Here is a 26,748-nt window from a genome sequence, read left to right as displayed (position 1 = left end):
GGGGCACGCTTGTGGCGTGCCCCCTTTGCCGTCAGTGAATGACGGCCAACCGTCGAAGAGAGTGGGCGGAGCCGCCCGGTAAGGCGGTCCACCTGGAGGCCAGGCCTCCGCTGTAGCGACCGGCCTGCACCTTGTGGGCGGAGGCCGGGTGGAGCGGTGCCGCGCCGGAGCGCGGCGGGTATCAACCGATGGTCATCAGGCTGGCGTTACCGCCGGCCGCCGCGGTGTTGACGCTGATGGCGCGCTCGATGAGCAGGCGTTCCAGCGGAATCGCCGTCTCGCCCTGGGACAGGCCCTGGACGCCGACGATCGGGCCTTTGCGCGCCGCCATCTGTTGGCAGACGCCGCGCAGCTGATCGGAATCACCATGGTGCAGCACGGCGTCGAAGCCGACGTCGGCCTGGGTCCAGTCGGCGACCAGGGTGATGCGGGCCTGCACGGCCTTCGGCAGGGCGCCGCGCAGCTTGCCGGTCAGGTCGCTGGTGGCCCAGAGCGCGCTGCTGCCCACGGCCAGGGTGGCGGCCAGTTGGGTGAGCAGGTCGGCTTCGTCGTCGGCCAGGCAGAGCACGGTGTCGCGGGGCAGCAGCACGTAGGTGTTGCGCTCGCCGGTCGGGCCGGGCAGCACGCGGCTCAGGCCGCTCTGGGACAGCGCGGCGAAGCTGTCGCAAAGGCTGGCGAGGTTGTCCTTGCCGTTCTTCGCGGCCCAGGCCTTGAGGGCCTCCAGGGGCTTGCCCTGGCGCTCCTGCAGAGCGGTGCGCTGCAGGCTGTCGGGCACCTGGGCGCCGTCCAGGCGCTGGAAGGTGCGGGAGACGGCATCGCTCGGGCGGGTGGCCAGCAGCCGGTACATGTACAGCGGGCCACCGGCTTTCGGGCCGGTGCCGGACAGGCCTTCGCCGCCGAAGGGCTGCACGCCCACCACCGCGCCCACCATGTTGCGGTTGACGTAGAGGTTGCCGGCGTGGGCCTTGTCCACCACCTTGGCGATGGTTTCGTCGATGCGGGTGTGAACGCCCAGGGTCAGGCCGTAGCCGGTGGCGTTGATCTGGTCCATCAGGTCGTCCAGCTCTTCACGCTTGAAGCGCAGCAGGTGCAGGACGGGGCCGAAGATCTCGCGTTCCAGGTCCGCCAGGCTGTCCAGCTCGATCAGCGTCGGCATCACGAAGGTGCCGCGCTGCATCACGTCGCCGTCGGCGCGGGCGATCTGGAACACGCTGCGGCCTTTGGCGCGCATGGCCTGGATGTGCTTGTCGATGTTGCCCTTGGCTTCGGCGTCGATCACCGGGCCGATGTCCACGTTCAGGTGCTCGGGGTTGCCGATGCGGCATTCGGCCATGGCGCCCTTGAGCATTTCCACCACGCGGTCGGCCACGTCCTCCTGCACGCAGAGCACGCGCAGGGCGGAGCAGCGCTGGCCGGCGCTGTCGAAGGCGGAGGCGATGACGTCGGTCACCACCTGCTCGGCCAGGGCCGAGGAGTCGACGATCATGGCGTTCTGGCCGCCGGTTTCGGCGATCAGCGGGATCGGGCGGCCCTGGGCGTCCAGGCGGCCGGCGACATTGCGGGCCAGGATGCCGGCGACCTCGGTGGAGCCGGTGAACATCACGCCTTTCACGCGCTCGTCGCCCACCAGGGCGGCGCCCACGGTGTGGCCGAGGCCCGGCAGCAGCTGGACCACGCCTTCCGGAATGCCGGCCTGGAGCAGCAGGCGCACGGCCTGGGCGGCGATCAGCGGAGTCTGCTCGGCGGGCTTGGCCAGCACGGTGTTGCCGGCCGCCAGGGCTGCGGCCACCTGGCCGGTGAAGATCGCCAGGGGGAAGTTCCAGGGGCTGATGCAGACCACCGGGCCCAGCGGGCGATGGCTGTCGTTGGCGAAATCGTGGCGTGCCTGGGCGGCGTAGTAGCGCAGGAAGTCCACGGCCTCGCGCACTTCGGCGATGGCGTTGGCGAAGGTCTTGCCGGCTTCACGGACCAGCAGGCCCATCAGCGGCTGGATATCGGCTTCCATCAGGTCGGCGGCGCGATCCAGGGCGGCGGCGCGCTCCACCGGCGGGGTGGATTGCCAGATCGGGGCGGCGGTGATGGAGGCCAGCACGGCGTTGCCCACGTCGGCGGTGGAGGCGTTCTGCACGTGGCCCACGACATCGCGGTGATCGGCCGGGTTGAGCACGGGCTCGCTGGCGCCTTCGCTGACCGGGCAGCCGAGCATCGGCCGGGCGCGCCAGTCGGCGTGGCCGGAGCTCAGCAGGGCGCTGGACAGCGAGGCCAGGCGGTGCTCGTTGGCCATGTCGATGCCGCTGGAGTTCACCCGGGCCTCGCCATACAGGGCCTTGGGCTGGGGAATGCGCGGGTGCGGCAGGCCCAGGGCGCCTTCCACGGCGGCCAGGGCTTCGGCGCTGGCGACCGGGTCTTCCACCAGTTCCTTGATGGAGATGCTGTGGTCGGCGATGCGGTTGACGAAGGAGGTGTTGGCGCCGTTTTCCAGCAGGCGGCGTACCAGGTAGGCCAGCAGGGTTTCATGGGTGCCCACCGGGGCGTAGATGCGGCACGGACGGTTCAGCTTGCCGTCGGCGACCTTGCCCACGACCTGCTCGTACAGCGGCTCGCCCATGCCGTGCAGGCACTGGAACTCGTACTGGCCCGGGTAGTAGTTCTGCCCGGCGATCTGGTAGATGGCCGACAGGGTGTGGGCGTTGTGGGTGGCGAACTGCGGGTAGATGGCGTCCGGTACGCCCAGCAGCTTGCGGGCGCAGGCGATGTAGGAAATGTCGGTGTAGACCTTGCGGCTGTAGACCGGGAAGCCTTCCAGGCCGTCCACCTGGGCGCGCTTGATCTCGCTGTCCCAGTAGGCGCCTTTCACCAGGCGGATCATCAGGCGATGGTTGCTGCGGCGCGCCAGGTCGATCACGTAGTCGATCACGTAGGGGCAGCGCTTCTGGTAGGCCTGGATGACGAAACCGATGCCGTTCCAGCCCTTGAGCGACGGCTCGAAGCAGAGGCGCTCCAGCAGGTCGAGGGAGATTTCCAGGCGGTCGGCTTCTTCGGCGTCGATGTTCAGGCCGATGTCGTAGCTCTTGGCCAGCAGGGTCAGCGACAGCAGGCGCGGGTACAGCTCGCCCATCATGCGCTCGTACTGGGCGCGGCTGTAGCGCGGGTGCAGGGCGGAGAGCTTGATGGAGATGCCCGGGCCCTCGTAGATGCCGCGGCCGTGGGAGGCCTTGCCGATGGCGTGGATGGCCTGCTCGTAGGAGGCGTAGTAACGCTGGGCGTCTTCCTCGGTCAGCGCGGCTTCGCCGAGCATGTCGTAGGAGTAGCGGAAGCCCTTGGCTTCGAAGTTGGTGGCGTTGGCCAGGGCCTCGGCGATGGTCTCGCCGGTGACGAACTGCTCGCCCATCAGGCGCATGGCCATGTCCACGCCCTTGCGGATCACCGGCTCGCCGCTCTTGGCGATGATGCGGTTCAGCGAGCTGGACAGGCCGGTTTCGTTATGGGTGGACACCAGCTTGCCGGTGATCAGCAGGCCCCAGGACGCGGCGTTGACGAACATGGACGGGCTCTGGCCCAGGTGCTGCTGCCAGTTGCCGGTGCTGATCTTGTCGCGGATCAGGGCGTCGCGGGTGCCCTTGTCCGGGATGCGCAACAGGGCTTCGGCCAGGCACATCAGCGCCACGCCTTCCTGGGAGGACAGGGAGAACTCCTGCAGCAGGCCCTGGACGATGCCGGCACGACCGCCGGCGCTCTTCTGGTTGCGCAGTTTTTCGGCGATGCCATAGGCCAGCTTGTAGGCGGCGTCGGCCATCTCGGCGGGCAGGCGGGCCTGCTCCAGCAGCATGGGCACGGCTTCCTGCTCGGGGCGGCGGTAGGCGGCGGTGATGGCGGCGCGCAGCACCGACTGCGGCAGGATGCTTTCGGCGAATTCGAGGAACGGCTGGTGCGTGGTTTCGGGCAGGGCTTCGAGCGCGTCGTGGTCACCTTCGGCGAGACGCTGGGCGATACCTTGCAGTTCCGGCAGGGTCATGCCGCTCTCCAGGGCCTCGAGGTAGCTGAAGATCGCTTGCTTGATCAGCCAGTGCGGGGTGCGCTCGATCCTGCGCGCAGCTTCCTTGAGACGGTCGCGGGTCGCTTCGTCCAGTTTCACGCCAAGGGTAGTGCTCGTAGCCATTTCTTGTCCTCTTATCAGCCGTGCTCCACGGCAAGTGCGGCGCAAAGAGTAGCGATGTCCTACAAGGGGTGCAACCGGGTGCAACCATTGGAGGTGCGCTTGCCGTGAAACTCCGGACAAAAGGTCGACGTCAGGGCGATGGAAGGTTGCGCCTCGATCCCGCGCACGCGTGTCTTTCCGGGCATTCGATCGAGGTTTACGGGGGCGGATTGCGGGGGTGCAACCTGGGTTGCAGCCGATGCCCGCTCCTTGGGGAAAGCATAGGCGGCCCCCGGCGAAAGCCGAGGGCGCGAGCGGGTTGGCGACGGATGGTGGTGTCAGCTGCGGGACGCTTCGGCGGCTTCCACCTGGGCGATGAGGGTCTGGCGGGCGCTGTCGAGGATGCGATCGGACAGCGCTTCGCTGGCCACGCTCCGCGACAGGGTCAGCGCACCCACCAGGGTGGAGACCATGGCCAGGCTCTGTTCAGGGTTGCCGGTGGCCTTCTCCAGGCGCGACAGCAGGCTGTTGAGGACGCTGTCGGTGATGGGGCTCGCATGGCCGCGCTGGCCCAGCTCGGCGGACATGGTGGGCAGGGGGCAGCCCTGCTCCGGGTGGGCGCGGTGTTCGGGAGACAGGTAGCGCTCGAAGAAGGCCTTCAGCGGCTGTTCCTTGCCGAAGGCCTTGTCCCAATGGGCGCTTGCGTTGTCCGCCGCAGCCTGCAGGGCCTCCTCGACGAGGGCGTCCTTGGATTTGAAGTGGGCGTAGAAACCGCCGTGGGTCAGGCCGAGGGCTTTCATCAGCGGCTGCAGGCCGGTGGCGTCGATACCGTCGGCGCGGAAGCGGCGGGCCGCTTCGGCCACGATGCGTTTGTGGGTCTCGGCCTTGTGGTCTTCGGGATAGCGCATGTCGCGGGCCTCGTTCGCAAGAGTTGATATTTCGATTGTAATTTAACGCTGCGGGTCGTGCGAGCCGTTGCGGACGATCAGTTGGCGGCGAGTGCCTGCTCGGCTTTCACGGCGCTGATGAAGGCCTGCATGGCCGACGACTTGATGCGGTGGCGACGGGTGATCAGGCCGAAGGGCGGCAGGCGCGGTTCGAAGGTGATGGGCAGCATCGCCAGCAGGTGGCGACCGGGGTAGTCCTCCACCACCGAGCGCGGGGTCACGCCGATCATGTCGGTCTGCTGGAGCAGGGACAGCAGGGTCATGATGGAGGTGGTCTCGACGATGCTGCTGGGAATGTCCACCCGCGCATTGTGGAAGGCCTGGTTGACGATGGCGCGCATTGGGCTGGGGTGTTGCTGCAGCACCCAGGTCATGCCTTGCAGCTCGGTCCAGGTCAGGTTCGTCGCGCTGGCCACGGGGTTCTGTGCGCCGGCGATCACACAGAGCTCTTCTTCGCCCAGGCTGTCGAACAACAGGTCGTCGGCTCGCGCGCCAGTAGGAATGCGCCCCAGCACCACGTCCAGCTGGTCCTGCTGCAGGGCCTGGACCAGCACGTCGCTGGTGTCCACCTGGATGCTCATGGACAGGCGCGGGTGGCTCTTCTTCAAGGTGGCGATCGTGCGGGTCAGAAGGCCCGAGGCCAGCGCCGGGATGGCGCCCACCGTCACCCGGCCGAGGTTGCCGGACTCCAGGGCAGCCAGCTCCTCGCGCATGCCGGAGAGCTCGGCGAAGACCATCCGCGCGTAGTAGATCACCGTCTCGCCGAACGGCGTGGCGCGCATGCCTCGGGGGAGGCGTTCGAACAGCTCGACGCCGAGCAGGCCCTCGGCTTCGTGCAGCATCTTGGTGGCCGCCGGTTGGGTCATGCCGATCTCATCCGCCGCGCGGCGCAGCGAGCCGAACTCCTCCAGGGCAAGCATCAGACGCAGTTGCCGCAGGCGCAGGCGGCTGTGGATGAGGGCGGCTTCGGGAATGCGCGACATGGACGGGGCTCGACAGTCAGGAAGTGGCAAGCCTGACAAGAAATGCCCAGGCTTGCCAGCGGGCGTAGGAGCCGGCTTGCCGGCGAACGGCGCGGAATTGTTCGCGGGCGAGCCCGCTCCTACGGCGATTTGGCGCGGGTGCGGCTGTCGTAGGAGCCGGCTTGCCGGCGAATGGTGCGGAATTGTTCGCGGGCGAGCCCGCTCCTACGAGATGGCGGCTTAGGGCACCGAGCGCTGCACCTTGATGCGCTTCACGCCGACCAGCGCCCTGACGCCCCGTGCCAGCACCGGCCAGAACAGCATCACCAATGCGGCGGTGGTGAGGCTGCCCACCAGCGGGTTGGACCAGAAGATCGACAGCTCGCCGCCGGAGAACAGCATGGACTGGCGGAAGGCGTCCTCGGCCTTGTCTCCCAGCACGGCCGCCAGCACCAGGGGCGCGATGGGGTAACCGAGCTTCTTGAACAGGTAGCCCAGGGCACCGAAGCCCAGCATGAGCGCCACATCGAACATCGAGTTATGCACCGAGTAGGCGCCGATGGCGCAGACCATCACGATGATCGGGGCGATGATCGAGAAGGGGATGCGCAGGATCGAGGCGAACAGCGGCACCGTGGCCAGTACCACGATCAGGCTGACGACATTGCCCAGGTACATGCTGGCGATCAGGCCCCAGACGAAGTCGTGCTGCTCGACGAACAGCGTCGGCCCCGGGTGCAGCCCCCAGATCATCAGGCCGCCCAGCATCACGGCCGCGGTCGCCGAGCCGGGAATCCCCAGGGTCAGCATGGGCAGCAAGGCACTGGTACCGGCGGCGTGGTCGGCGGTTTCCGGGGCGATCACACCCTCGATCTCGCCCTTGCCGAAGTTGTCGCGGTTCTTCGAGAAGCGCCGCGCCAGGCTGTAGCTCATGAACGAGGCCGCCGTCGGGCCGCCAGGCGTGATGCCCATCCAGCAGCCCACCAGGGCGCTGCGCAGCCAGCTGAGCCAGAAGCGCGGCAGCCTGGCCCAGGTCTGGAGAATCACCCGGGGCGTGATCCGCGCCCGCTCGCCACGGAACACCAGGCCTTCCTCCACCGTGCAGAGGATTTCGCCGATACCGAAGAGGCCGATCACCGCCACCTCGAAGCTGATGCCGGACAGCAGCCAGCCCTGGTCGAAGGTCAGTCGCAGGTCGCCGGAGACCGTGTCCATGCCGACGGCGGCCATGGCGAAGCCGATCATCATCGCCACCACCGTCTTCAGGGGCGGGTTCTTGCTCATGCCGATGAAGGTGCAGAAGGCCAGCAGGTAGACGGCGAAGAACTCCGGCGAACTGAATCGCATGGCGAACTCGGCGAGGCGGGTGGACAGGAAGGTCAGCAGCAGCACCCCCACCAGCGCCCCCAGCAGGGCCGAGGTGAAGGCGGCGGTCAGGGCTTCGGCTGCCTTGCCCTGGCGGGCCATGGGGTAGCCGTCGAAGGTGGTCGCCACCGATGACGGCTCGCCGGGGATGTTGAACAGGATCGAGGTGATCGAACCGCCGAACAGCGCCCCCCAGTACATGCAGGACAACAGGATGATGGCCGACACCGGCTCCATGGTGAACGTCAGCGGCAACAGCAGCGCCACGCCGTTGGGCGCACCGAGGCCGGGCAATACGCCGACCAGGATGCCAAGGAGCACGCCGACCACCATCAGGCCGATATGGCCGGGGGTGAGGATCAGGTTCATGCCCTGCAACAGGGAGTCGAATTCACTCATTGCAGCCACCCTCCCAGCAGCGCCAGCGGGCCGGCCTGCAGCGGCACCTTGAACCAGAGCGCGAAGACCAGGTAGCTGGCCAGGGACGCTCCGCCGGAGACGGCGAGGATGGCCGGCCATCCATAGGGTTCGGCTCGCTGCCGGTCGCGCCACATGAACCAGGCGATGAAGGCCACCGAGGCCAGGTAGAGGCCGGTAAAGGGCATGACGGCGACGTAGAGGACGATGGGCAGGAACACCGCCAGCACCTGGCGGAACGCGGCGCGGCTGACGAAGGCCTCGCCCAGGGTGCGCCATCGCAGCAGCGTCCGGAACAGGGTGGCCAGGCTGGCGGCGCTCATCAGAAGCCCTACATGGAAGGGAAAGTAGCCCGGCTCGGGGCCGGTATCGTTCCAGCCGATACCGCTGGCGTGGCTGCCGATCATCACCAGGCCCCCCAGGGCGGCGGTGAACGTGGCGAGGCCGGCCTCCACCCAGCGGGTGCCGACCAGCGGGGACGAATCGTGATTCATGGACATCTTTTCACCTCGCTGGCGGGCGCCGCGCGGACGGCGCCCGCGCCGGATCACTTGCGCAGCCAGCCGGCCTGCTCGAAGACCGGGGTGACCCGGGCGGTGTCCTTCTCGATGTAGGCGGTCAGCTCGTCGCCGGCGAGGAAGGTCGGTACCAGTGCGTTGCGCTCGACGTAGGCCTTGAATTCGGGGGTCTCGCTGACCTTGCGCAGCAGTTCCACATAGAAGTCACGCTGTTCGGGCCTGACCTCGCCGGCCATGAACACGGTGCGCGGGAAGCGGTACTGGTCCACGCCCAGGCCCTGCTCCCTGCAGGTGGGCACATCGGCCCAGGCCTTGTCACCGGCGACTTTCTCCCTGTAGCCCATGCGTTCCCGGCTGAACACGCAGAGCGGCTGCACCTGGTTGCCTCGCCATTGGCTGAGGCTTTCGGCGGGGTTGTTGACGTTGGAGGTGATGTGCTTGCCGGCCAGTTGGGTGGCCGCCTCGCTGCCGCTCTTGAAGGGGATGTAGGTGAGCTTGCCGCCGGTGGTCTGGTTCAGCAGCAGGGTGAGGGTCTGGTCCACGTCCTTGGACTGGCTGCCGCCCATGCGCATCTTCGCCGGGTTGGCCTTGACCTCCTCGTAGTAGGCCTTGGCGTCCCGCCAGGGGGCGTCCTGGTAGGTCCACAGGATGAAGTCGTCCTCGGCCACGGCGGCCACCGGGGTCAGGTCGGTCCACTGGTAACCCAGCTTGGCCACCAGGGGCAGCAGGTAGACATTGTTGGTGCCGATCACCAGGCGCTCCGGGTCGCCCTTGGACAGCTTCATGTCGAGGAAGGCCTCGGCACCGTTGCCGCCGCCCTTGTTCATGACCACGGTGTTCACGTCGAGCAGCTTGTGCTGGCTGATGATGGACTGGATCAGGCGCCCCAACTGGTCGGTGCCGCCGCCGGGCCCGCCAGCGACCACGATCTCGACATTCTTCTCGGGCGTCCAGGTAGTGGCGAAGGCGGGGAGGGCGCTGGCGCAGAGCAGGGTGCATCCGGCGAGCAGGCGAGCGAGGGGGCGAACTCGGAAGGTTCTCATTGTGGTCCTCTTCTTGTGCTTGTTATGGATGGACCGAGTGTGGGAATCGGGCGATATCCTGTCCACTGAGTAAATCGCATACAGCGATAGCCTGTGGTTATCGGTATGGCCGCATCTGGGTTAACGCAAGCGGGCTTTCCCGCGAGCCTCCTCCGCATCATTCGCCGGCAAGCCGGCTCCTACGACGCCAGGCGCCGCGCCGTGTCCCGGTAGGAGCGGGCTTGCCCGCGAACCTCCTCCGCATCATTCGCCGGCAAGCCGGCTCCTACGAAGCCGGGCGCGGCGCCGCGTCCCGGTAGGAGCGGGCTTGCCCGCGAACCTCCTCCGCATCATTCGCCGGCAAGCCGGCTCCTACGACGCCGGGCGCCGCGCCGTGTCCCGGTAGGAGCGGGCTTGCCCGCGAACCTCCTCCGCATCATTCGCCGGCAAGCCGGCTCCTGCGAAGCCGGGCGCCGCGCCGTGTCCCGGTAGGAGCGGGCTTGCCCGCGAAGGTCCCTCGCGCGTTCGCCGGCAAGCCGGCTCCTACGAAGCCGGGTGCCGCGCCGTGTCCCGGTAGGAGCGGGCTTGCCCGCGAAGGTCACCTGCGCGTTCGCCGGCAAGCCGGTTCTTGCGGAAAAGGGTGGATGTATATCCCCAGGGAATCGGCCTATGAGGAGTTTTGATTAGACGGTTATCGCTTCCCCTTGAAATAGTGCCCCCATGCCGACGAGGGCCAGGGCCCGGTCGAGCATCCTGACTACAAGAACGATAAGAGACGAGGCCCGCTCCATGGCTCATTCGAATGCAGCGAACCAGCTGCACCCTTCACCTGCCTCCCCCGATCACCTGATGGCGCAGCGCCCCTCCCGCGTTCGCTGGCGGATCTTCGCGATCATCTTCGCCCTCACGGTGATCAACCTGATCGACCGGGTTTCCCTCTCCATCGCCATGCCGGTGATCGGCAAGGAGTTCGACCTTTCGCCAAGCCTGCAGGGGCTGATCCTCAGCAGTTTCTTCTGGGCCTACGCGCTGTTGCAGATTCCCGGAGGCTGGCTGATCGACCGCTACGGCCCACGCCGGGTGATCGGCTGGTCCACCGGTCTCTGGGGCCTGTTCCAGACCTTGGCGGCCTTCGCCACGGGGGGGATGTCGCTGCTGTTCGCCCGGGTCGCCCTGGGAGCCGCCGAGGCGCCGTTGTTTCCCTCGGGCGGCAAGCTCAACTCCCTCTGGTTGGCGCCCAGCGAGCGCAGCCGCGGCGCGGTGCTGATGGATTGCGGCGGTCCCCTGGGCGTGGCCCTGGGTGGTTTGATCATCGCCTACCTGATCGCCGTGCTCGGCTCCTGGCGCATCGCCTTCTTCATCGCCGGTATCGCCACCCTGGCCATGGCCTGGCTGGCCTGGCACTACCTGCGGGACGACCCGGCGCAGCACCCCGCCGTCAACGCCTCCGAGCTGCAGCGCATCAATGGCGGACATGCCACCTCCAGCGCCCAGGCCGCCCGCGAGCCGGTGAAGGGGCTCGGCATCGCCACCCGCTCCCTGGCCGGCATGCTGGTGGGGCGCGCCAGCTGGGCCATGGTGTTCTTCGGCCTGCTGACCTGGGGGCCCAGTTACCTGGCCCAGGCGCGGGGATTCGACATCAAGGGTATCGGCGCCGCCACCTTCATCATCTTCCTCTGCGGCGCCCTCGGCTCGCTGTGTGGCGGCTTCCTCTGCGACACCCTGATCCGCAAGGGCGTGCGCCGTGGACTGGCGGCCAAGGGACTGCTGTCGGTGTCCGGCCTGGTGGCGCTGGCGGCCTTCCTGCTGCTGCCGACCCTGCATGACGCCTCCGCCGCCGTGGCGCTGCTCTGCCTGACCGCCTTCTTCCTCATGTGGGGCAGCCTCTACTGGAGCTTCCCGGCGCTGCTCGCCGCTCCCGCGCGGGTCGGCCTGATCGGCGGGGTGATGAACCTGGCCGGCAGCCTCGGCGGCATCCTGGTGCCGATCCTGGTGGGGCTGATCCTCCAGTACGTCGGTGGCTACGCCGGTGTGCTCAGCTTCTTCGCCGGCTGCTCGGCCCTGTTCGTCGCCGGCACCCTGCTCATCGGACTGGACAACGACGAGGTGAAAGATGTCTGAGCAACGGCTCTATGACGGCCCGATCATCGACGCCCACCACCATTTCTGGGACCCGCAACTGAACTTCCACCCCTGGTTGTCCGGCAGCGAGACCATCCCGTTTCGCTACGGGGACTACAGCGCCATCAAGCGCCGCTACTTCCCGGAGGACTATCTCGCCGACGCCGGCGGGCACCGGGTGGTCGCCACCGTCTACGTGGAAACCGAGTGGGACCCGCGCGACCCCATCGGCGAAACCCGCTTCATCCACGGTGTGGCCGAGCGCTACGGCGCGCCCAACGCCGTGGTGGCCCAGGCCTGGCTGGACGCTCCGGACGCCGCCGAGGTCCTTGCGGCCCAGGCTGCCTTCGAGCGGGTGCGCAGCGTGCGCCACAAGCCGGGTGGCCCTGCGCGGCCCGAGGAGGTCGGCCAGGTCCGCAGCCTGATGAGCGACGAGGCCTGGCGCCGGGGTTATGCCGAGCTGGGGCGACACGGCCTGCACTTCGACCTGCAGACGCCCTGGTGGAACCTGCCGGAGGCCGAGGCGCTAGCGCGCGATTTCCCGGAAACCCGGCTGATCCTCAATCACGCCGGCCTGCCGTCGGACCGCAGCGAGGCCGGGCTGGCCGGCTGGCACGCCGCCATGGCGCGCTTCGCCGAACTGCCCAACGTCGCGGTGAAGATCTCCGGCCTCGGCCTGGCCGGGCAGCCCTGGTGCGTCGAGGACAACGCCTGGATCGTCCGCGAGACCGTCGCCATGTTCGGGCCGCAGCGGGCGATGTTCGCCAGCAACTTCCCCGTCGATGGCCTGTGCGGCTCGTTCGACACCCTCTACAGCGGCTTCAAGCGCATCGTCGCCGACCTGCCACATGCCGACCAGGAACTGCTGTTCTGCGGCACCGCGCGGCGCATCTACCGTACCCAGCCCACGGCGTTCCGACTGCCGCAGGGCACCACCGACCTGAGGACACCCGCATGAGCCAATCCCGTCTTCCCCGCCTCGCCATGGTCCTGGGCGACCCCGCCGGCATCGGCCCGGAGCTGATCGCCCGGCTGCTGGCCGAGCCCGAGGTGCGTCGCCAGGCCCAGGTGCTGCTGATCGCCGACGAGGCGGAAATGCGCCGAGGCATGCAGATCGCCGGGTGCGAGTTCCCCTACCGGCCGGTCGCGTCCCTGGATCGCCTGGCGTTCACCGACGAGGTGCCGCTGTTCTTCGACTTCCGGGGCGCCGCCGAAGGCCCGTTCCCGCGCAGCGAGGCCAGCGTGGTGGGCGGGCGCTACAGCCTCTATACCCTGGAAGTGGCCCTGCGCCTGACCGCCGACAAGGTCACCGACGCCATCCTCTTCGGCCCGCTGAACAAGACATCCCTGCACATGGCCGGCATGGCCCACAGCGACGAGTTGCACTGGTTCGCCGAGTACCTGGGCTTCGACGGTCCGTTCTGCGAGTTCAACGTCCTGGACGACCTCTGGACTTCGCGGGTGACCTCCCACGTGGCCCTGGCGGATGTGCCGGGGCTGATGAGCCAGGGGCGGGTGCTGGAGGCCATCGGGCTGATCGACACCGCGCTCAAGCGCAGCGGGTTGGCGCGTCCGCGAATCGGCGTCTGCGGCCTCAACCCCCATAACGGCGACAACGGCAGCTTCGGCCGCGAGGAGCTGGACATCATCGGTCCTGCGGTGGCCCGTGCCCAGGCGCTGGGCATCGATGCCCAGGGCCCCTTCCCGGCGGACACCATCTTCCTCAAGGTCCAGGGCGATGCGCGGGCCTTCGACGCGGTGGTGACCATGTACCACGACCAGGGGCAGATCGCGATCAAGCTGATGGGCTTCTCCCGTGGCGTGACCGTCCAGGGCGGCCTGCCGATCCCCATCACCACCCCGGCCCATGGCACCGCCTTCGATATCGCCGGCCAGGGCAGGGCCCATGTCGGCGCCACCCGGCAGGCCTTCGAAATCGCCTGCCGCATGGGGCGCAACCGGGGCTGAGGCCCCTCAAGGTCCTCCTTCGCGACCTCCTCCAGCACTGCGCCACCCAATCCGGGTGGGCGCGGTGTTCGTGTTACCCGGCCAGAGCCTCTCGATAACCCCAGGCTGTGCATCTGCTCGAGATGTATTTCCTGGGGTTATCACTGGATGAAGACAAGTGATTATTCGCGGCGCTTCCCGCTGGCTAGAGTCGGCGTCAACGAAGCGCTCTCAGGCGCCTTCGTCCACCCAACAAGAAGTCCGCCCAGTCGCCCCCCGAAGCGATCGCCGGCAATCGAAGGACATGACAATGAACGCTGCTTCCAACCCGCCCGGAGCGCTCGCCTCCGCCATCGCCAAGAGCCGCCTGCGGCTGTTGCCCTTCCTCATCCTGATGTATGTGCTGGCCTTCATCGACCGCGCCAACGTGGGCTATGCGCGCAGCTTCCTGCAGGCCGATACCGGCCTCGGCGATGCCGCCTTCGCTTTCGGCGCCAGTATCTTCTTCATTGGCTACGCCTTCTTCGAGGTGCCCAGCAACCTGATGCTGCACCGCCTCGGCGCCCGCGTCTGGCTGTGCCGGATCATGGTCACCTGGGGCCTGGTTTCGGCGGCCATGATGTTCGCGGACAGCGCCATGACCTTCTATGTGCTGCGTTTCCTGCTGGGTGTGGCGGAGGCGGGTTTCTTTCCCGGCATCATCCTCTACCTCACCTACTGGTTCCCGGCACAAAGCCGTGGCCAGGCGCTGGGGCTGTTCTACTTCGGCTTGCCGCTGGCCCTGGTGCTGGGCGGGCCGCTGTCGGGCTGGCTGCTGGAGTTCCATGGCGTGTTAGGCCTGACCAACTGGCAGTGGCTGTTCGTCGTGGAGGGCCTGATGGCATCGGTGGTGGGCGTCGCCGCCTACTTCTACCTGGTGGACCGCCCGCGTGACGCTCGCTGGCTCGGCGAGCAGGAGAAGGCCGCACTGGAGGGCAGATTGGCAGAGGAGGATGCGGCGAAGCGCGAGCACAGTCCCCACGGCTTCCTCAGCGCCCTGCGTAGCCGCCAGGTGCTGAAGTTCTGCGTGGTGTACTTCACCGTGCAGATGAGCGTGTACGGCGTGGTGTTCTACCTGCCCACCCGCATCGCCGGATTCCTGGATGGCCAGGTGGGCCTGAATGTCGGGCTGCTGACCGCCATTCCCTGGGCCTGCGCACTGGTGGCGACCCGCCTGGTCACGCGCCATGCCGATCGTACCGGGCAGCACCGCCCATTGGCTGCGGCGATGCTGGCCATGGCCGCCGCCGGTATCGCCGCCTCCGCGCTCAGCCCGAACCTGACGTTCGCCGTAATCGCCTTCTGCTTCGCCGCCGCCGGGTTCGTCTCGGTGCAACCGCTGTTCTGGACCCTTCCCACGGGCTACCTGAGCGGTGTGGCGGCGGCCAGCGGTATCGCCCTGATCAACTCCCTGGGCAACCTCGGTGGCTTCGTGGCGCCGAATCTCAAGACCCTGATGGAAACCCTCATCGGCGATCCCCGCGCGGGCATGTTCGCCCTCGCCGTGGTCGCTGTGGTCGGTGCCTTGCTGATCCTTGGCCTCGAAACCCGAAAAACCGCCAACGAGCAGCCACTGAAGCCTGCCCGCGCAAACTGAAATCACACAGTGAAAGGAGCTGTGACCATGAAAATCAAATCCGTCCGTACTCGCGTCTTCGAATGGAAGGGCAAGGTGGTGCCGCCCCAGGCGCATTTCTGCACCAACGCCAGCGACATCCTCTTCGAGCGCGGCGATGCCATGGGCTCGTTCCGTTTCCACGGCTGGCTGGTGGTCGAGATCGAGACCGACACCGGCCTCGTCGGCATCGGCAACTGCGCCCTGGCACCCCGCGTGGCCAAGGAGATCATCGACCTGTACCTGGCGCCGATCTGCATCGGCGAGGATCCCTTCGACAACGAGTACATTTGGCAGAAGATGTACCGCCGCACCCACGCCTGGGGCCGCAAGGGCATCGGCATGGCCGCCATCTCGGCGGTGGACCTGGCGATCTGGGACATCATGGGCAAGGCGGTGAACAAGCCGGTGTTCAAGCTGCTCGGGGGGCGCACCAAGGACAGGATCTGGACCTACGCCTCCAAGCTCTACGCCAACGACAACCTCGACCTCTTCCTGGAAGAGGCCCAGGGCTACCTGAACCAGGGTTTCACCGCCCTCAAGATGCGCTTCGGCTACGGGCCCAAGGATGGCCCGGCGGGCATGCGCCGCAATATCGAGCAGGTGCGTGCCTTGCGTGAGCTGACCGGGCCGGACGTGGACATCATGCTGGAGTGCTACATGGGCTGGACCCTGGAGTACGCGCGCCGGATGTTGCCCAGGCTGGCCGAGTTCGAGCCGCGCTGGCTGGAAGAGCCGGTGATCGCCGACGACATCGAGGGCTACATCGAGTTGAAGAAGATGGGGATCATGCCCATCTCCGGCGGCGAGCACGAATTCACCGGCCATGGCTTCAAGGATCTGCTGGAGCGCCGCGCCGTGGACGTGATCCAGTACGACACCAACCGCGTGGGTGGCATCACGGCCGCGCGCAAGATCAACGCCATGGCCGAGGCCTGGTCGGTTCCGGTGATCCCCCACGCCGGGCAGATGCACAACTATCACCTGACCATGGCCAGCACCGCCTCGCCCATGGCCGAGTTTTTCCCGGTGTTCGACGTCGAGGTGGGCAACGAGCTGTTCTACTACGTGTTCAAGGGCGAACCGCAGCCGGTGAATGGCTACATCCAGCTGGATGACGATCTGCCTGGCCTGGGCCTGGAGATTTCCGAGGATCACCTGGAGGACTTCAACATCATCGAATGACGGGCGCTCCAGTCCCGGGATGTTCCGGTCCAGTCCCGTCGGCGGGCCGGACACCCGATGGGCCCCGGTTCCCGCCGGGGCTTCCGTTTCATTCAGGAAGCGGGCGCCGTGGCGAATGGGTTCCGTATGGTCGACGCTTGAGTGATGCAGGCTGAGCCGATATCTTGAGTCGCCTAATCATTAGTCTGCTACCAACCTTGCCTGCCGCAGACGCCCCGGACCCCTGATGAGCGCCCAGAATCCTCCGTCGTCACGCATCGACCAGCCGCTGAAAGGCATTGTGCTGGTCTGCCTGGCGACCTTCCTGTTTTCCAGCCACGACGCCATTTCCAAGTACCTCTCGGCCTTCTATCCCATCGTGATGGTGGTCTGGGTGCGCTATCTCGTGCATACGCTCCTGATGGCCGGCTTCCTGCTGCCGCGCGAGGGGTTGCGGGTGCTGCGCACCAGGCGGCCGCTGTTGCAGGTGGTGCGTGCCCTGTGCCTGATCGGTGTCAGCCTGCTGTTCACTGCGGGGCTGCGGCACATTCCCCTGGCGGAGGCGACGTCGGTGATCTTCCTGGCGCCGCTGCTGGTGACCGCCCTGTCGGTGCCGCTGCTGAAGGAGCGGGTGTCGCGGGGGCAATGGGTGGCGGTGCTGGTGGGGTTCGGCGGGGTGCTGCTGATCGTGCGGCCGGGTGGCTCGCTCTTCACCCCGGCGGTGCTGCTGCCCCTGGCGGCGGCGGTGTGCTTCGCCTTCTACCAGTTGCTGACGCGCATCCTGACGCGGCATGACAGTTCCGCCACCAGCAACTTCATCACCGGGCTGACCAACACCCTGGTGATGAGTGGCCTGGTGCCCTTTTTCTGGCACCTGCCGGACTCCCTCGGGCACAGCCTGCTGATGCTGGCCCTGGGTGCCTGTGGCATGGGTGGGCACATGCTGCTGACCCAGGCCTTCCGCCATGCGTCGCCGCCCTTGCTGGCGCCTTTCGGCTATGGGCAGATCGTGTTCGCCGGGGTGCTGGGCTACCTGCTGTTCAACCATGCGCCCGATCAGTTCGGCGTGCTGGGCATCGCCATCATCGTCGGCAGCGGCCTGTTCATGGCCTATGCACAGAAGCGCTGAGGGCGGGGGCCTCAGGCGGGCGCGGCGCTGGTTTCTCGGGCATCGACATAGTCCTTCAGCCACCTGAGCACCTGCACCGGCTCCCAGCGGGTGGGGTCGAAGAGCGCATAGGCCTGCCCCTGGTAGCCCACCACGTCCAGCGGGCGGTGATAGCCGGCGCGCTGGAAGAGGGCTTCGATCTCCGCCAGGCAGGTGTTGAAGTGCAGGCGGCCGAAGGGGGTCTTGCCATCGGTCACCAGGCCTTCCAGGCGCAGCTCCTCCACCGCTTCGCGGATCTCCTCCGGGGCCATGCGGCTCACGGTGTATTTCAACTGGCGAATATCCAGCATGGTGCGTTCTCCTGCGGGCTCAGTGCTGGCGCCGATGGGCCAGCAGGGGCCGCAGCTGTTCCCGGGGAGGGAAGGGCAGTGGCAGTTGGTAGGGCACCGGAGCAGCAGGTGGAGCGGATTGCTCGGGAGATGGCAAGCGGATGGGGGCGGATACAGGCATAGGACTTTTCCTGGAATACTGTATATTTATACAGATATCAGTTGCCATGGTCCGATGGCAACCAAACCAAAGGAAAAATCTGTTGTCAGTGATTTCCCCTGACGCAGTACCGGGAATCTGGAAACCTGATGATCCGCTCTATCCTGCTGCTTTGCCTGCTGTTATCCGCCACCTCCCACGCCGCAGCCCCACGCACCTTCAACGAGGCGAAGAAGGTCGCCTGGAAGCTCTACGCCACCCACCCGGTGGAGTTCTATTGCGGCTGCCGTTACCAGGGCAATCGGGTGGACCTGAAGAGTTGCGGCTACGTGCCGCGCAAGTCGCCACAGCGGGCCAGGCGCATCGAATGGGAGCACATAGTGCCGGCCTGGGTGATCGGGCATCAGCGCCAGTGCTGGCAGAAAGGTGGGCGCCAGTACTGCACCGAGCATGACGCCACCTTCCAGCGCGCCGAAGCCGATCTGCACAACCTGGTGCCGAGCATCGGTGAGGTGAACGGTGACCGCAGCAACTTCAGCTTCGGCTGGCTGCCGCAGAAGCCCAGCCAGTACGGCGCCTGCCCGATGGTGGTGGATTTCAAGGCGCGCAAGGCGATGCCGCGGCAGCAGGTGCGCGGGATGATCGCGCGCACCTATTTCTACATGAGCGATCGCTATGGCCTGCGCCTCTCCAGCCAGGATCGCAAGCTGTACAACGCCTGGAATCGCCAGTACCCGGTGGAGGCCTGGGAGCGTAATCGCAACCAGCGGCTGGCCTGCGTCATGGGGCATGGCAACCCCTACGCGGGCAAGGTGGATTTGGGCGCCTGCCGGCGTTAGTGGGCCTGCCCGGGCGCTATGGCTTGAGTGGTAGGGGGATGCGCGTGGCGCGCCCTAGGGGCCAACCGCCCACCAGGTGGGCAGGAGACGCTGGATCTCGGGCTGGGCGAAGCGGTCGTCGATCAGGTGCACCACGCCACGATCGGCGGGGGTGCGGATGACCCGGCCGGCGGCCTGCACCACCTTCTGCAGCCCCGGATAGAGATAGGCGTAGTCGTAGCCGGCCCCGAACAGCCTGGCCATGCGCTGGCGCAGTTGTTCGTTGACCGGGTTCAGTTGCGGCAGGCCGAGGGTGGCGATGAAGGCGCCGATCAGGCGCTCGCCCGGCAAGTCGATGCCTTCCCCGAAGGCGCCGCCCAGCACCGCGAAGCCGATGCCCTGGCCGCCTTCGCTGAAGCGCTGGAGGAAGGCGTGCCGGGCGGCCTCGTCCATTTGCCGGTCCTGTAGCCAGACGGGGACCTGCGGGTGCTGCCGGGTGAACCACTCCGCGACTTTGCGCAGGTAGTCGTGGCTGCTGAAGAAGGCGAGGTAGTTGCCAGGCCGCTCCGCGAACTGACTGGCCATCAGACTGGCGATGGGCGCCAGGGAGGCGTCGCGGTGCTGGTAGCGGGTAGACACCTGGGCCGCAACGCGAATCTGGAGCTGGTCGGCGTGGAAGGGGGAGTCCACGTCCAGCCAGGGCGTATTGGGCGCCAGGCCGAGCAGGTCGAGGTAATAGTGCCGTGGTGTCAGGGTGGCGGAGAACAGCACGGTGGAGCGGCTACCGGAAAAGCGCGGCGCGAGAAAGGGGGCCGGCACCAGGTTGCGCAGGCAGAGGCGCGAGAGGCTGCGGCCGTTCCTGTCGGGACGCTTGCTGAGGTCGAACAGCGAGTGGGGGCCGAACTGCTCGGCCAGGCGACCGAACTGCAGGGCCTCGAAGTAGAAGTCCTGCAAGGGAACGTCCAGCGCCGTGGGGTGCTCGACCAGGTGGTCGGTGATGGCGGTGACGGCGCCCTGCAGGGCGTTCAGCAGCCCGGTCGGCGGTGTTTCGTAGGCCTGGTAGTCCTCCGATTGCTCGCGGTTCAGCTCGCTCCACGCGCGGCTCACCCGTTCGAGCGGCTTCTTCAGGGCGGGCGCTGCCGTCTTGCGCAGGGCCTTGAGGCTCCACTGGTCCAGCTCGGCGCTGTACATACGGCGGGCGCGTTCCACCAGGTTGTGGGCCTCGTCCACCAGCACGGCGACGCGCCACTGGTTGGCCTGGGTGAGCCCGTGGAGCAGGGCGCTGGTGTCGAAGTAGTAGTTGTAGTCGCTCACCACCACATCGCTCCAGCGGGCCATTTCCTGGGCGAGGTAATAGGGGCAGACCTGATGGGCGAGGGCGATTTCCCGCAGGGCGTCCCGGTCCAGCCAGCGCTGTGCGGCCGCTGCCTGGCGCGCGGCGGGGAGGCGATCGTAGAACCCCCTGGCCAGCGGGCAGGACTCCCCGTGGCAGGCGTTCTCCGGGTGTTCGCAGGCCTTGTCCCGCGCAACCAGCTCCAGCACCCGCAGGGGGGCGGCGTGCAACTGCGCCAGGGCATCCAGGGCCAGTTGCCGGCCGGGGGTCTTGGCGGCCAGGAAGAACACCTTGTCCAGCGCCCGGCGCGGCATGGCCTTGAGCAGCGGGAACAGGGTGCCGAGGGTCTTGCCGATGCCGGTGGGGGCCTGTGCCATCAGGCAGCAGCCGGTGCTGGCGGCCTTGTAGACGGCCTCGGCCAGTTGTCGCTGCCCCTGGCGGAAACCGGCGTGGGGAAAGCCCAGGTTCTCCAGCATCCGATCACGGCTGGTGCCGTGGACCAGTTCCTGCTCGGCCCAGTGTATGAAGCGTCGGCACTGTTCTTCGAAGAATGCCTTCAGTACCTCGGCGTGGGCCCGCTCGGTGATCAGGGTTTCGCGTTGGCTGCCGATGTCCAGGTAGACCAGCGCCAGTTCGATGTCCTCCAGGTTCCGGGCCTGGCAGAGCAGCCAGCCGTAGACCTTCACCTGGGCCCAGTGCAGCTGGCGGTGGTTGTCGGGCATGCGCTGCAGGTCGCCGCGATAGGTTTTCACCTCTTCCAGGCGATTGAGCGCCGGGTCGTAGCCGTCGGCGCGGCCACGGACCTTCAGCGGGCCGAACTCGCCCTCCAGCGCCACTTCCGTCTCGTAGCCCTCGGGGCGCCGGCTGGCGACCAGGGCGTGGCCGGCAATGCCTTCCTGGGCGGTGGGCGCTGGCGTGAAGCGCAGGTCGAGATCGCCGCCCTTGGCGGTGAATTCGCAGAGCGCACGGACGGCGACTCGGTACATGCTCAGGCGTCCGCCCATTGCACGTAACAGACTTCCACGGGAATTCCTTGCTGGGCGCAGAACTCCAGCCAGCGCAGTTGGTTGTCCTGCAGGCGGTCGCCAGGGCCTTTCACTTCGATGAGGCGATAGCGGCCCTGGTCCGGCCAGAACTGGATCAGGTCCGGCAGGCCGGCGCGGTTGGCCTTGATGTCGGCGAGCAGGCGCTGGAAACAGGCTTTCAACTGTGCGGCCGGCAGGCACGCCAGCGCCTGTTCCAGGAGGGTTTCATCCAGGTTGCCCCAGTAGACGAAGGGAGACTGCAGGCCCTGCTTGGCGGCATGGGTGCTGCGGATGCGGGTGCGGTATTCGCCGCTGTCCAGCTGCGCCAGGCAGGCCTCGAAGCGTTCGGCGCGGCGGGCATGGAAGTCCGGGCTGAGGAGGTCCGCAGGGCCGTTGTGGAAGGGGTGGAAGAAGGCACCCGGCAGCGGGGCGAAGATGGCGTCCCAGCAGAGCAGCCCGAACAGGGAGTTGAGCAGGGTGTTCTCCACGTAGTGCACGGGGGCCGCGTCCTGGTGGAAATGCAGCAGCACGGCGTGTTCCACCGAGAGGGGCTCGGGCGGCCTGGGCAGCACCAGGTCGATGCGCTGGACCGGCGCCCGGGGTGTCGGCGGCGCCTTGGGCAGACCCAGCTTTCGTCGCAGTCGCGGCAGGATGCGCGCGAGGTGTTGCGCTTCCTCCTCGTTAACGGGCGCCGCAGTGGCCTCCTGCGCCAGGGCGAAGGCGCCCTCTGGGTCGTCCCGTTTCTCCAGCACCCGGATGCGCCGGACCCGCGCACCGGGGTAGTTGCAGAGCGCATAGAGGTCGAGCGCCGCCTCGGACAGGTCGCAGCGCTCGCAGTGCTGGCCCACCTGGAACAGCAGCTTGCGTCGGCGAGCGTCCAGCCAGGGGTTGGGATGGGCTTCGAGGGGGAGTTCCGGGAGGAGGGCATCGAGGCTGTCGCCCGCCTCGAAGCGCTCGCGCCAGCGGTGCAGGCGCAGGTAGTACTCGAGGTCGGCGCGCTCCCGGAAGCCCCGCGCGGCGGCGTCGATCTCCACGCGTTCGTACTGGTAGATACCCAGGTCCGCCAAGACGAATTCCGACCAGTCCTGGTAGAGATTGCCGAAGAACATCAGCCGCAGCCGATCGCAGGTGTCCATCAGGTTGAGGGCATAGACGCAGTCGGTGCTGGCCGGGTACCAGTCCGCGAAACGTCTCGCCGGATGTTGCTGCTGGAGCAGGGCTTCCAGGCGTTCGGCCTTGCGACCGGGGACCTTGCCGAAACAGGCGTCGATCTCGCCCAGGGTGAGCAGGCCGAAGAGCTGCGTGAGTTCCAGAACGGGCTCGGCGTCGATCCAGCCCAGTTCGACCAGGGGAGCCGCCGCTTGCCGGGTCTCGCCGATCTCCACGTAGTTCAGTTTGCTGGCGCGGAACAGCTCACCCTTGCGCATGACCATTCGCACCAGCAGTGCCTGGGAAGGGCGGGGCAAGGCGCGAAAGCAGGCGATGAAGGTCGATTCATCGGCGTTCAGCAGGTCGCTGTAGCGATCGCTGATCCAGTCCAGCACCGTGTGGAAGTTGTTCAGGTAGTAGAAGGGGTCTTCGAGGGCGGCGGGCATGTCGGCGCGGAGGGGCGGTGGATTACTGTGTATTCATACAGATATCAGGAGAGACGGGCAGCCGACAATGGCCAGGCGATCGGTGGAGGTCGGGCTGGGATGAACCGGGGCTGCGCGCGCCACCCAGGCCGGAGTGGGGCAAGGAGCCATCTTATTTGTCGTGCCAGAGACTAAAAAAACTATGGGGGAGGCCTTGTGCGGCGCGGCCTGTGGGCGTTTCACACCATCCAGCTTTTTCCTAGCCAGCGACTACAAAAATCATAATTTCGCGAACTCCTCGCTCTGAACAGAATGCGGCCAACCCCAACAGACAGCCGCAACTGCAGAACAAGAACGATCAGTATCCGAGGAGGCAAGCGATGACCGATCTGAATCAGACCGCCCTGAATAACCTCACAGGCGTAGCCGTAGAGAAAACCGAGATCGATACGCTTGTGGTGGGCGCCGGTCAGGCCGGCGTGGCCATGAGCGAACACCTGACCAAGCTCGGCGTGCCTCACCTGGTCCTGGAGCGCAACCGTATCGCGGAAGCCTGGCGTACCGGGCGCTGGGATTCCCTGGTGGCCAATGGCCCGGCCTGGCACGACCGCTTCCCCGGCCTGGAATTCGAGGGGCTGGATCCCGATGCCTTCGCTTCCAAGGACCAGGTCGCCGACTACTTCGAGGCCTATGCCCGACTGTTCGACGCGCCCATTCGCACGGGCGTCGAGGTGAAGTCGGTGGTGCGCAATGCCGATCGCCCGGGATTCACCATCCAGACGTCCGAGGGCGTGATCGAGGCCAACCGCGTGGTATCCGCCACCGGCCCCTTCCAACGCCCGGTCATTCCGGCCATCGCGCCCAAGGACGAGCGGATCATGCAGATTCACTCTGCGGCCTACTACAACCCGCAGCAGTTGCCCGAGGGGGCTGTGCTGGTGGTGGGGGCGGGCTCGTCGGGTGTGCAGATCGCCGATGAGCTGAACCGCGCCGGGCGCCAGGTGTACCTGTCGGTCGGCCCCCACGACCGCCCTCCGCGCGCCTACCGCAATCGCGATTTCTGCTGGTGGCTGGGCGTGCTCGGCGAGTGGGACGCTCCGGCGAGCAAACCGGGCAAGGAACACGTGACCATCGCGGTGAGCGGTGCACGCGGCGGCCACACCGTGGACTTCCGCGCGCTGGCCCAGCAGGGCATTACCCTGGTTGGCCTGACCAAGGCCTTCAACGATGGCGTTGTGAGCTTCCAGCAGGATCTGGCGGACAACCTCGCCCGTGGCGATGAGAACTACCTGTCGTTGCTGGACGCTGCGGATGCCTATGTCGCCCGTAACGGCCTGGATCTGCCGGAAGAGCCCGAGGCCCGCGATTTCCTGCCGTTGCCCGAGTGCGTGCGCAATCCGGTGCTGGAACTCGATCTGGCCGGGGCGGGCGTGACGTCCATCATCTGGGCGACCGGGTACTCGGTGGATTTCAGCTGGTTGAAGGTCAATGCCTTCGATGCCAGTGGCAAGCCGCTGCACCAGCGCGGGGTGTCCTGCGAGCCGGGCGTCTATTTCGTCGGGCTGCCTTGGCTGTCGCGCCGGGGCTCCACCTTCATCTGGGGCGTATGGCACGACGCCAAGCATATCGCCGACCACATCGCCACCCAGCGCAAGTACCTCGCCTACCGCGACGCCAAGCAGCGCCAGGCGGCGGAATAACCCCTTGTCCGGAGCCGCCGGCCCAGCTGCCGGCGCTCCCTTGAATCCATAGGAACAGAGGAATACGAACGATGCCGACCCATACCCGCATCCGCATGTTCAACACCAAGGACACCTACCCGAACCAGTCGCTGGACAATGACCTGTGCCAGGCCGTGCGCGCCGGCAATACCGTGTACGTGCGTGGCCAGGTAGGCACTGATTTCGAGGGGCGCCTGGTGGGCTTGGGCGATCCCCGTGCCCAGACCGAGCAGGCGATGAGAAACGTCAAGCAGCTGCTGGAAGAGGCGGGCAGCGACCTGTCGCACATCGTCAAGACCACCACCTACCTGATCGATCCGCGCTACCGCGAGCCGGTCTACCAGGAAGTCGGCAAGTGGCTGAAGGGCGTCTTCCCGATTTCCACCGGGCTGGTGGTTTCCGCGCTGGGCCAGCCCCAGTGGCTGATGGAAATCGACGTGATCGCGGTGATTCCGGATAACTGGCAGCCGGCCAAGGCCTGAGGAGCAGGACATGACGTTCTCCATTATCGGACGCTGCCCTGAAACCGGGCAGCTCGGCATCGCCATCAGCTCCTCCAGCATCGCCGTGGGAGCCCGTTGTCCCTGGGTGCGAGCCGGCGTTGGCGCGGTGGCGACCCAGAACGTCACCCTGCCGGCGCTTGGCCCGCAGATCCTCGATCTGCTGGACGCCCAGCAGTGCGAGCCGGCGGTGGCGCTCGACCGGGCACTCAGCACCAACGGCTGGAGCCAGTACCGTCAGGTGACGGTCATCGATGCCCAGGGTCGGACCGCGTTGTTCAGCGGCAGCGAGGCCCTGGGGGTGCACAACGCGGTGGCAGGGGAGCAGTGCGTCGCCGCCGGGAACCTGCTGGCCGATATCCGGGTGATCGAGGCGATGGTGCAGGCGTTCGAGGCGACGCCGGGCCTTCTGGCGGAGCGGTTGCTGGCGGCCATGCACGGGGCGATGGCCGCCGGGGGTGAGGCCGGGCCGGTCCATTCGGCGGCGCTCAAGGTGGTGGGCGACCTGACCTGGCCCATCGTCGATCTGCGCGTGGACTGGGCTGACGAAGACCCCATCGGTTGCCTGGATGCGCTCTGGCAGGCCTATCGCCCCCAGATGCAGGATTATGTAACCCGGGCGCTGGACCCGACGGCAGCGCCCAGCTACGGGGTGCCGGGCGATGAATGAGCCGTCCAGTCGTGACCTGCTGGAGCGGCTGATCGGATTCGCCACCGTCAGCCGTGACTCCAACCTGGAGCTGATCGCCTTCATCCGTGATTACCTGGCGGGTTTCGGTGTGGACAGCGAGCTCTTCCACAATGCCGAGGGCACCAAGGCCAACCTCTTCGCCACCCTGGGTCCACGCGACCGAGGTGGCGTCGTGCTGTCGGGGCACACGGATGTGGTGCCGGTGGACGGCCAGGCCTGGACCCTGGAGCCCTTTCGCCTGACCGAGCGCGATGGCCGCCTCTATGGCCGGGGTACGGCGGACATGAAGGGGTTCATCGCCTCGGTGCTGGCCGCGGTGCCGGCATTCCTCGAGCGCCCCCTCAAGACACCGGTCCACCTCGCTTTCTCCTATGACGAGGAGGTGGGTTGCCTGGGGGTGCGACCCATGTTGGCGGAGCTGGAGCGGCGGCCACACAAGCCGCTCATCTGTCTGATCGGCGAGCCCACTGAGCTGAAGCCGGTGCTCGGGCACAAGGGCAAGCTGGCCATGCGCTGCCAGGTCAAGGGGGCGGCGTGCCATTCCGCCTATGCGCCCTATGGCGTGAACGCCATCGAGTACGCGGCTCGGCTGATCGGTCGGCTGGGCGAGATTGGCGGCGAACTGGCGCGGCCGGAGCGGCATGACCGGCGATTCGACCCACCGTTCTCCACCGTCCAGACCGGGGTCATCAAGGGGGGCAGGGCGCTGAACATCGTGCCGGCCGAGTGCGAGTTCGATTTCGAGGTGCGTGCCTTGCCGGACTTCGATGCACAGGACGTCGCCGTTCAGTTGCAGTGCTATGCCGAAACGGAGCTGGAGCCACGGATGCGCGCGGTGCAGGCGGATACCGGCATTCGGTTCAGCGCGCTGAGCGCCTATCCCGGGCTGGCTACGCCCGTCGAGAGTGCCGCCGCTCGTCTGCTGGCCATGCTCAGTGGTTCCAGCGAGTTCGGCACCGTGGCCTTTGGTACGGAAGGCGGGCTGTTCGACCAGGCAGGCATTCCCACCGTGGTGTGCGGGCCCGGGAGCATGGATCAGGGGCACAAGCCGGATGAGTTCGTCAGCCTCGAGCAGTTGTCCGGCTGCGACGCCATGCTGCGCCGCCTGGCGCATCATCTGCAGTCGACGGACGAGCTGCTGTAGACTGTCGCACCCCTTGACCGGCCTGGGGTGCGCAATTGACGGCGTCCCTTCCCATTGCTAACATTCCAGACCTTATGTTGGCTCGATTCC

21 protein-coding genes are annotated in these 26,748 nt (G+C 67.1%); 11 read left to right on the top strand and 10 right to left on the bottom strand.

Features of this window, described 5'->3' with window-relative positions:
* Positions 1-181: 181 nt before the first annotated feature.
* The 6 genes from putA to KF707C_RS18210 all read right to left on the bottom strand — a co-directional run bounded on the left by putA (position 182) and on the right by KF707C_RS18210 (position 9,390).
* Positions 182-4,159 carry a trifunctional transcriptional regulator/proline dehydrogenase/L-glutamate gamma-semialdehyde dehydrogenase gene (gene putA / locus KF707C_RS18235; RefSeq protein WP_003447815.1) on the bottom strand — a complete coding sequence of 1,326 codons (3,978 nt, stop codon included), beginning with the start codon at positions 4,157-4,159 and terminating at the stop codon, positions 182-184.
* Positions 4,160-4,476: 317 nt separating this feature from the next.
* On the bottom strand, positions 4,477-5,046 hold the full coding sequence (locus tag KF707C_RS18230; protein WP_003447814.1) for a TetR/AcrR family transcriptional regulator: 570 nt from the start codon (positions 5,044-5,046) through the stop codon (positions 4,477-4,479).
* Between the two features lie 77 nt (positions 5,047-5,123).
* Positions 5,124-6,068 (bottom strand): LysR family transcriptional regulator, encoded by a 945-nt coding sequence (locus KF707C_RS18225; protein ID WP_003447813.1) that lies wholly within the window; start codon positions 6,066-6,068, stop codon positions 5,124-5,126.
* Between the two features lie 219 nt (positions 6,069-6,287).
* Positions 6,288-7,811 (bottom strand): tripartite tricarboxylate transporter permease, encoded by a 1,524-nt coding sequence (locus KF707C_RS18220; protein ID WP_003447812.1) that lies wholly within the window; start codon positions 7,809-7,811, stop codon positions 6,288-6,290.
* Positions 7,808-8,329, bottom strand: a complete 522-nt coding sequence (locus KF707C_RS18215; protein ID WP_003447811.1) for a tripartite tricarboxylate transporter TctB family protein — start codon at positions 8,327-8,329, stop codon at positions 7,808-7,810. Before KF707C_RS18215 ends, KF707C_RS18220 begins: the two co-directional genes overlap by 4 nt.
* A gap of 47 nt (positions 8,330-8,376) precedes the next feature.
* On the bottom strand, positions 8,377-9,390 hold the full coding sequence (locus KF707C_RS18210) for a Bug family tripartite tricarboxylate transporter substrate binding protein (protein ID WP_003447808.1): 1,014 nt from the start codon (positions 9,388-9,390) through the stop codon (positions 8,377-8,379).
* A 768-nt stretch (positions 9,391-10,158) separates the two neighbouring features.
* Between KF707C_RS18210 and KF707C_RS18205 the strand changes: the two genes are divergently transcribed.
* From KF707C_RS18205 to KF707C_RS18180, 6 genes are all read left to right on the top strand, one after another.
* Positions 10,159-11,490, top strand: coding sequence for an MFS transporter (locus tag KF707C_RS18205; RefSeq protein WP_003449155.1), 1,332 nt, complete (start codon positions 10,159-10,161; stop codon positions 11,488-11,490).
* Positions 11,483-12,448: an amidohydrolase family protein gene (locus KF707C_RS18200; protein ID WP_003449147.1), complete on the top strand. Its 966-nt coding sequence runs from the start codon at positions 11,483-11,485 to the stop codon at positions 12,446-12,448. Before KF707C_RS18205 ends, KF707C_RS18200 begins: the two co-directional genes overlap by 8 nt.
* Positions 12,445-13,458: a 4-hydroxythreonine-4-phosphate dehydrogenase PdxA gene (locus KF707C_RS18195; RefSeq protein WP_003449145.1), complete on the top strand. Its 1,014-nt coding sequence runs from the start codon at positions 12,445-12,447 to the stop codon at positions 13,456-13,458. Before KF707C_RS18200 ends, KF707C_RS18195 begins: the two co-directional genes overlap by 4 nt.
* Before the next feature lie 289 nt (positions 13,459-13,747).
* On the top strand, positions 13,748-15,073 hold the full coding sequence (locus KF707C_RS18190; protein ID WP_003449143.1) for an MFS transporter: 1,326 nt from the start codon (positions 13,748-13,750) through the stop codon (positions 15,071-15,073).
* A gap of 27 nt (positions 15,074-15,100) precedes the next feature.
* Entirely contained in the window at positions 15,101-16,276 is a 1,176-nt protein-coding gene (locus KF707C_RS18185; protein ID WP_003449141.1) for an L-lyxonate dehydratase, read from the top strand.
* A 226-nt stretch (positions 16,277-16,502) separates the two neighbouring features.
* Complete coding sequence (locus tag KF707C_RS18180) at positions 16,503-17,384, top strand: DMT family transporter (protein ID WP_003449140.1); 882 nt, start codon at positions 16,503-16,505, stop codon at positions 17,382-17,384.
* Between the two features lie 11 nt (positions 17,385-17,395).
* On the opposite strand, the gene KF707C_RS18175 is transcribed toward KF707C_RS18180, so the two are convergent.
* Positions 17,396-17,713, bottom strand: coding sequence for a hypothetical protein (locus KF707C_RS18175; protein WP_003449138.1), 318 nt, complete (start codon positions 17,711-17,713; stop codon positions 17,396-17,398).
* Positions 17,714-17,732: 19 nt separating this feature from the next.
* Positions 17,733-17,873: a hypothetical protein gene (locus KF707C_RS29360; RefSeq protein WP_003449136.1), complete on the bottom strand. Its 141-nt coding sequence runs from the start codon at positions 17,871-17,873 to the stop codon at positions 17,733-17,735.
* A gap of 128 nt (positions 17,874-18,001) precedes the next feature.
* Between KF707C_RS29360 and KF707C_RS18170 the strand changes: the two genes are divergently transcribed.
* Positions 18,002-18,691 carry an endonuclease gene (locus KF707C_RS18170; protein WP_003449133.1) on the top strand — a complete coding sequence of 230 codons (690 nt, stop codon included), beginning with the start codon at positions 18,002-18,004 and terminating at the stop codon, positions 18,689-18,691.
* 54 nt (positions 18,692-18,745) lie between these two features.
* Here KF707C_RS18170 and KF707C_RS18165 read toward each other — a convergent pair whose 3' ends face one another.
* Both KF707C_RS18165 and KF707C_RS18160 read right to left on the bottom strand, forming a co-directional pair.
* The gene (locus tag KF707C_RS18165; protein WP_231992279.1) at positions 18,746-20,989 is read right to left on the bottom strand and encodes an ATP-dependent DNA helicase; all 2,244 of its coding nucleotides are present in this window, start codon (positions 20,987-20,989) and stop codon (positions 18,746-18,748) included.
* A 2-nt stretch (positions 20,990-20,991) separates the two neighbouring features.
* A complete protein-coding gene (locus KF707C_RS18160; RefSeq protein WP_003449127.1) occupies positions 20,992-22,623 on the bottom strand; it encodes a VRR-NUC domain-containing protein in 1,632 nt (543 codons plus the stop codon).
* A gap of 359 nt (positions 22,624-22,982) precedes the next feature.
* Here KF707C_RS18160 and KF707C_RS18155 point away from each other — a divergent pair, with 359 nt between their 5' ends.
* From KF707C_RS18155 to argE, 4 genes are all read left to right on the top strand, one after another.
* Positions 22,983-24,302, top strand: a complete 1,320-nt coding sequence (locus KF707C_RS18155) for a flavin-containing monooxygenase (protein ID WP_003449119.1) — start codon at positions 22,983-22,985, stop codon at positions 24,300-24,302.
* Between the two features lie 71 nt (positions 24,303-24,373).
* Complete coding sequence (locus tag KF707C_RS18150) at positions 24,374-24,805, top strand: RidA family protein (protein ID WP_003449117.1); 432 nt, start codon at positions 24,374-24,376, stop codon at positions 24,803-24,805.
* A gap of 10 nt (positions 24,806-24,815) precedes the next feature.
* The gene (locus tag KF707C_RS18145; RefSeq protein ID WP_003449115.1) at positions 24,816-25,493 is read left to right on the top strand and encodes a DUF1028 domain-containing protein; all 678 of its coding nucleotides are present in this window, start codon (positions 24,816-24,818) and stop codon (positions 25,491-25,493) included.
* Positions 25,486-26,658, top strand: a complete 1,173-nt coding sequence (gene argE / locus KF707C_RS18140; protein ID WP_003449114.1) for an acetylornithine deacetylase — start codon at positions 25,486-25,488, stop codon at positions 26,656-26,658. The genes KF707C_RS18145 and argE overlap by 8 nt, the downstream gene beginning before the upstream one ends.
* Positions 26,659-26,748 lie beyond the last annotated feature (90 nt).

It is taken from the genome of Pseudomonas furukawaii, from assembly GCF_002355475.1.
In the GTDB taxonomy this organism is placed as follows: Bacteria; Pseudomonadota; Gammaproteobacteria; order Pseudomonadales; family Pseudomonadaceae; genus Metapseudomonas; species Metapseudomonas furukawaii.
This window is presented reverse-complemented; position numbering and strand designations above follow the sequence as displayed.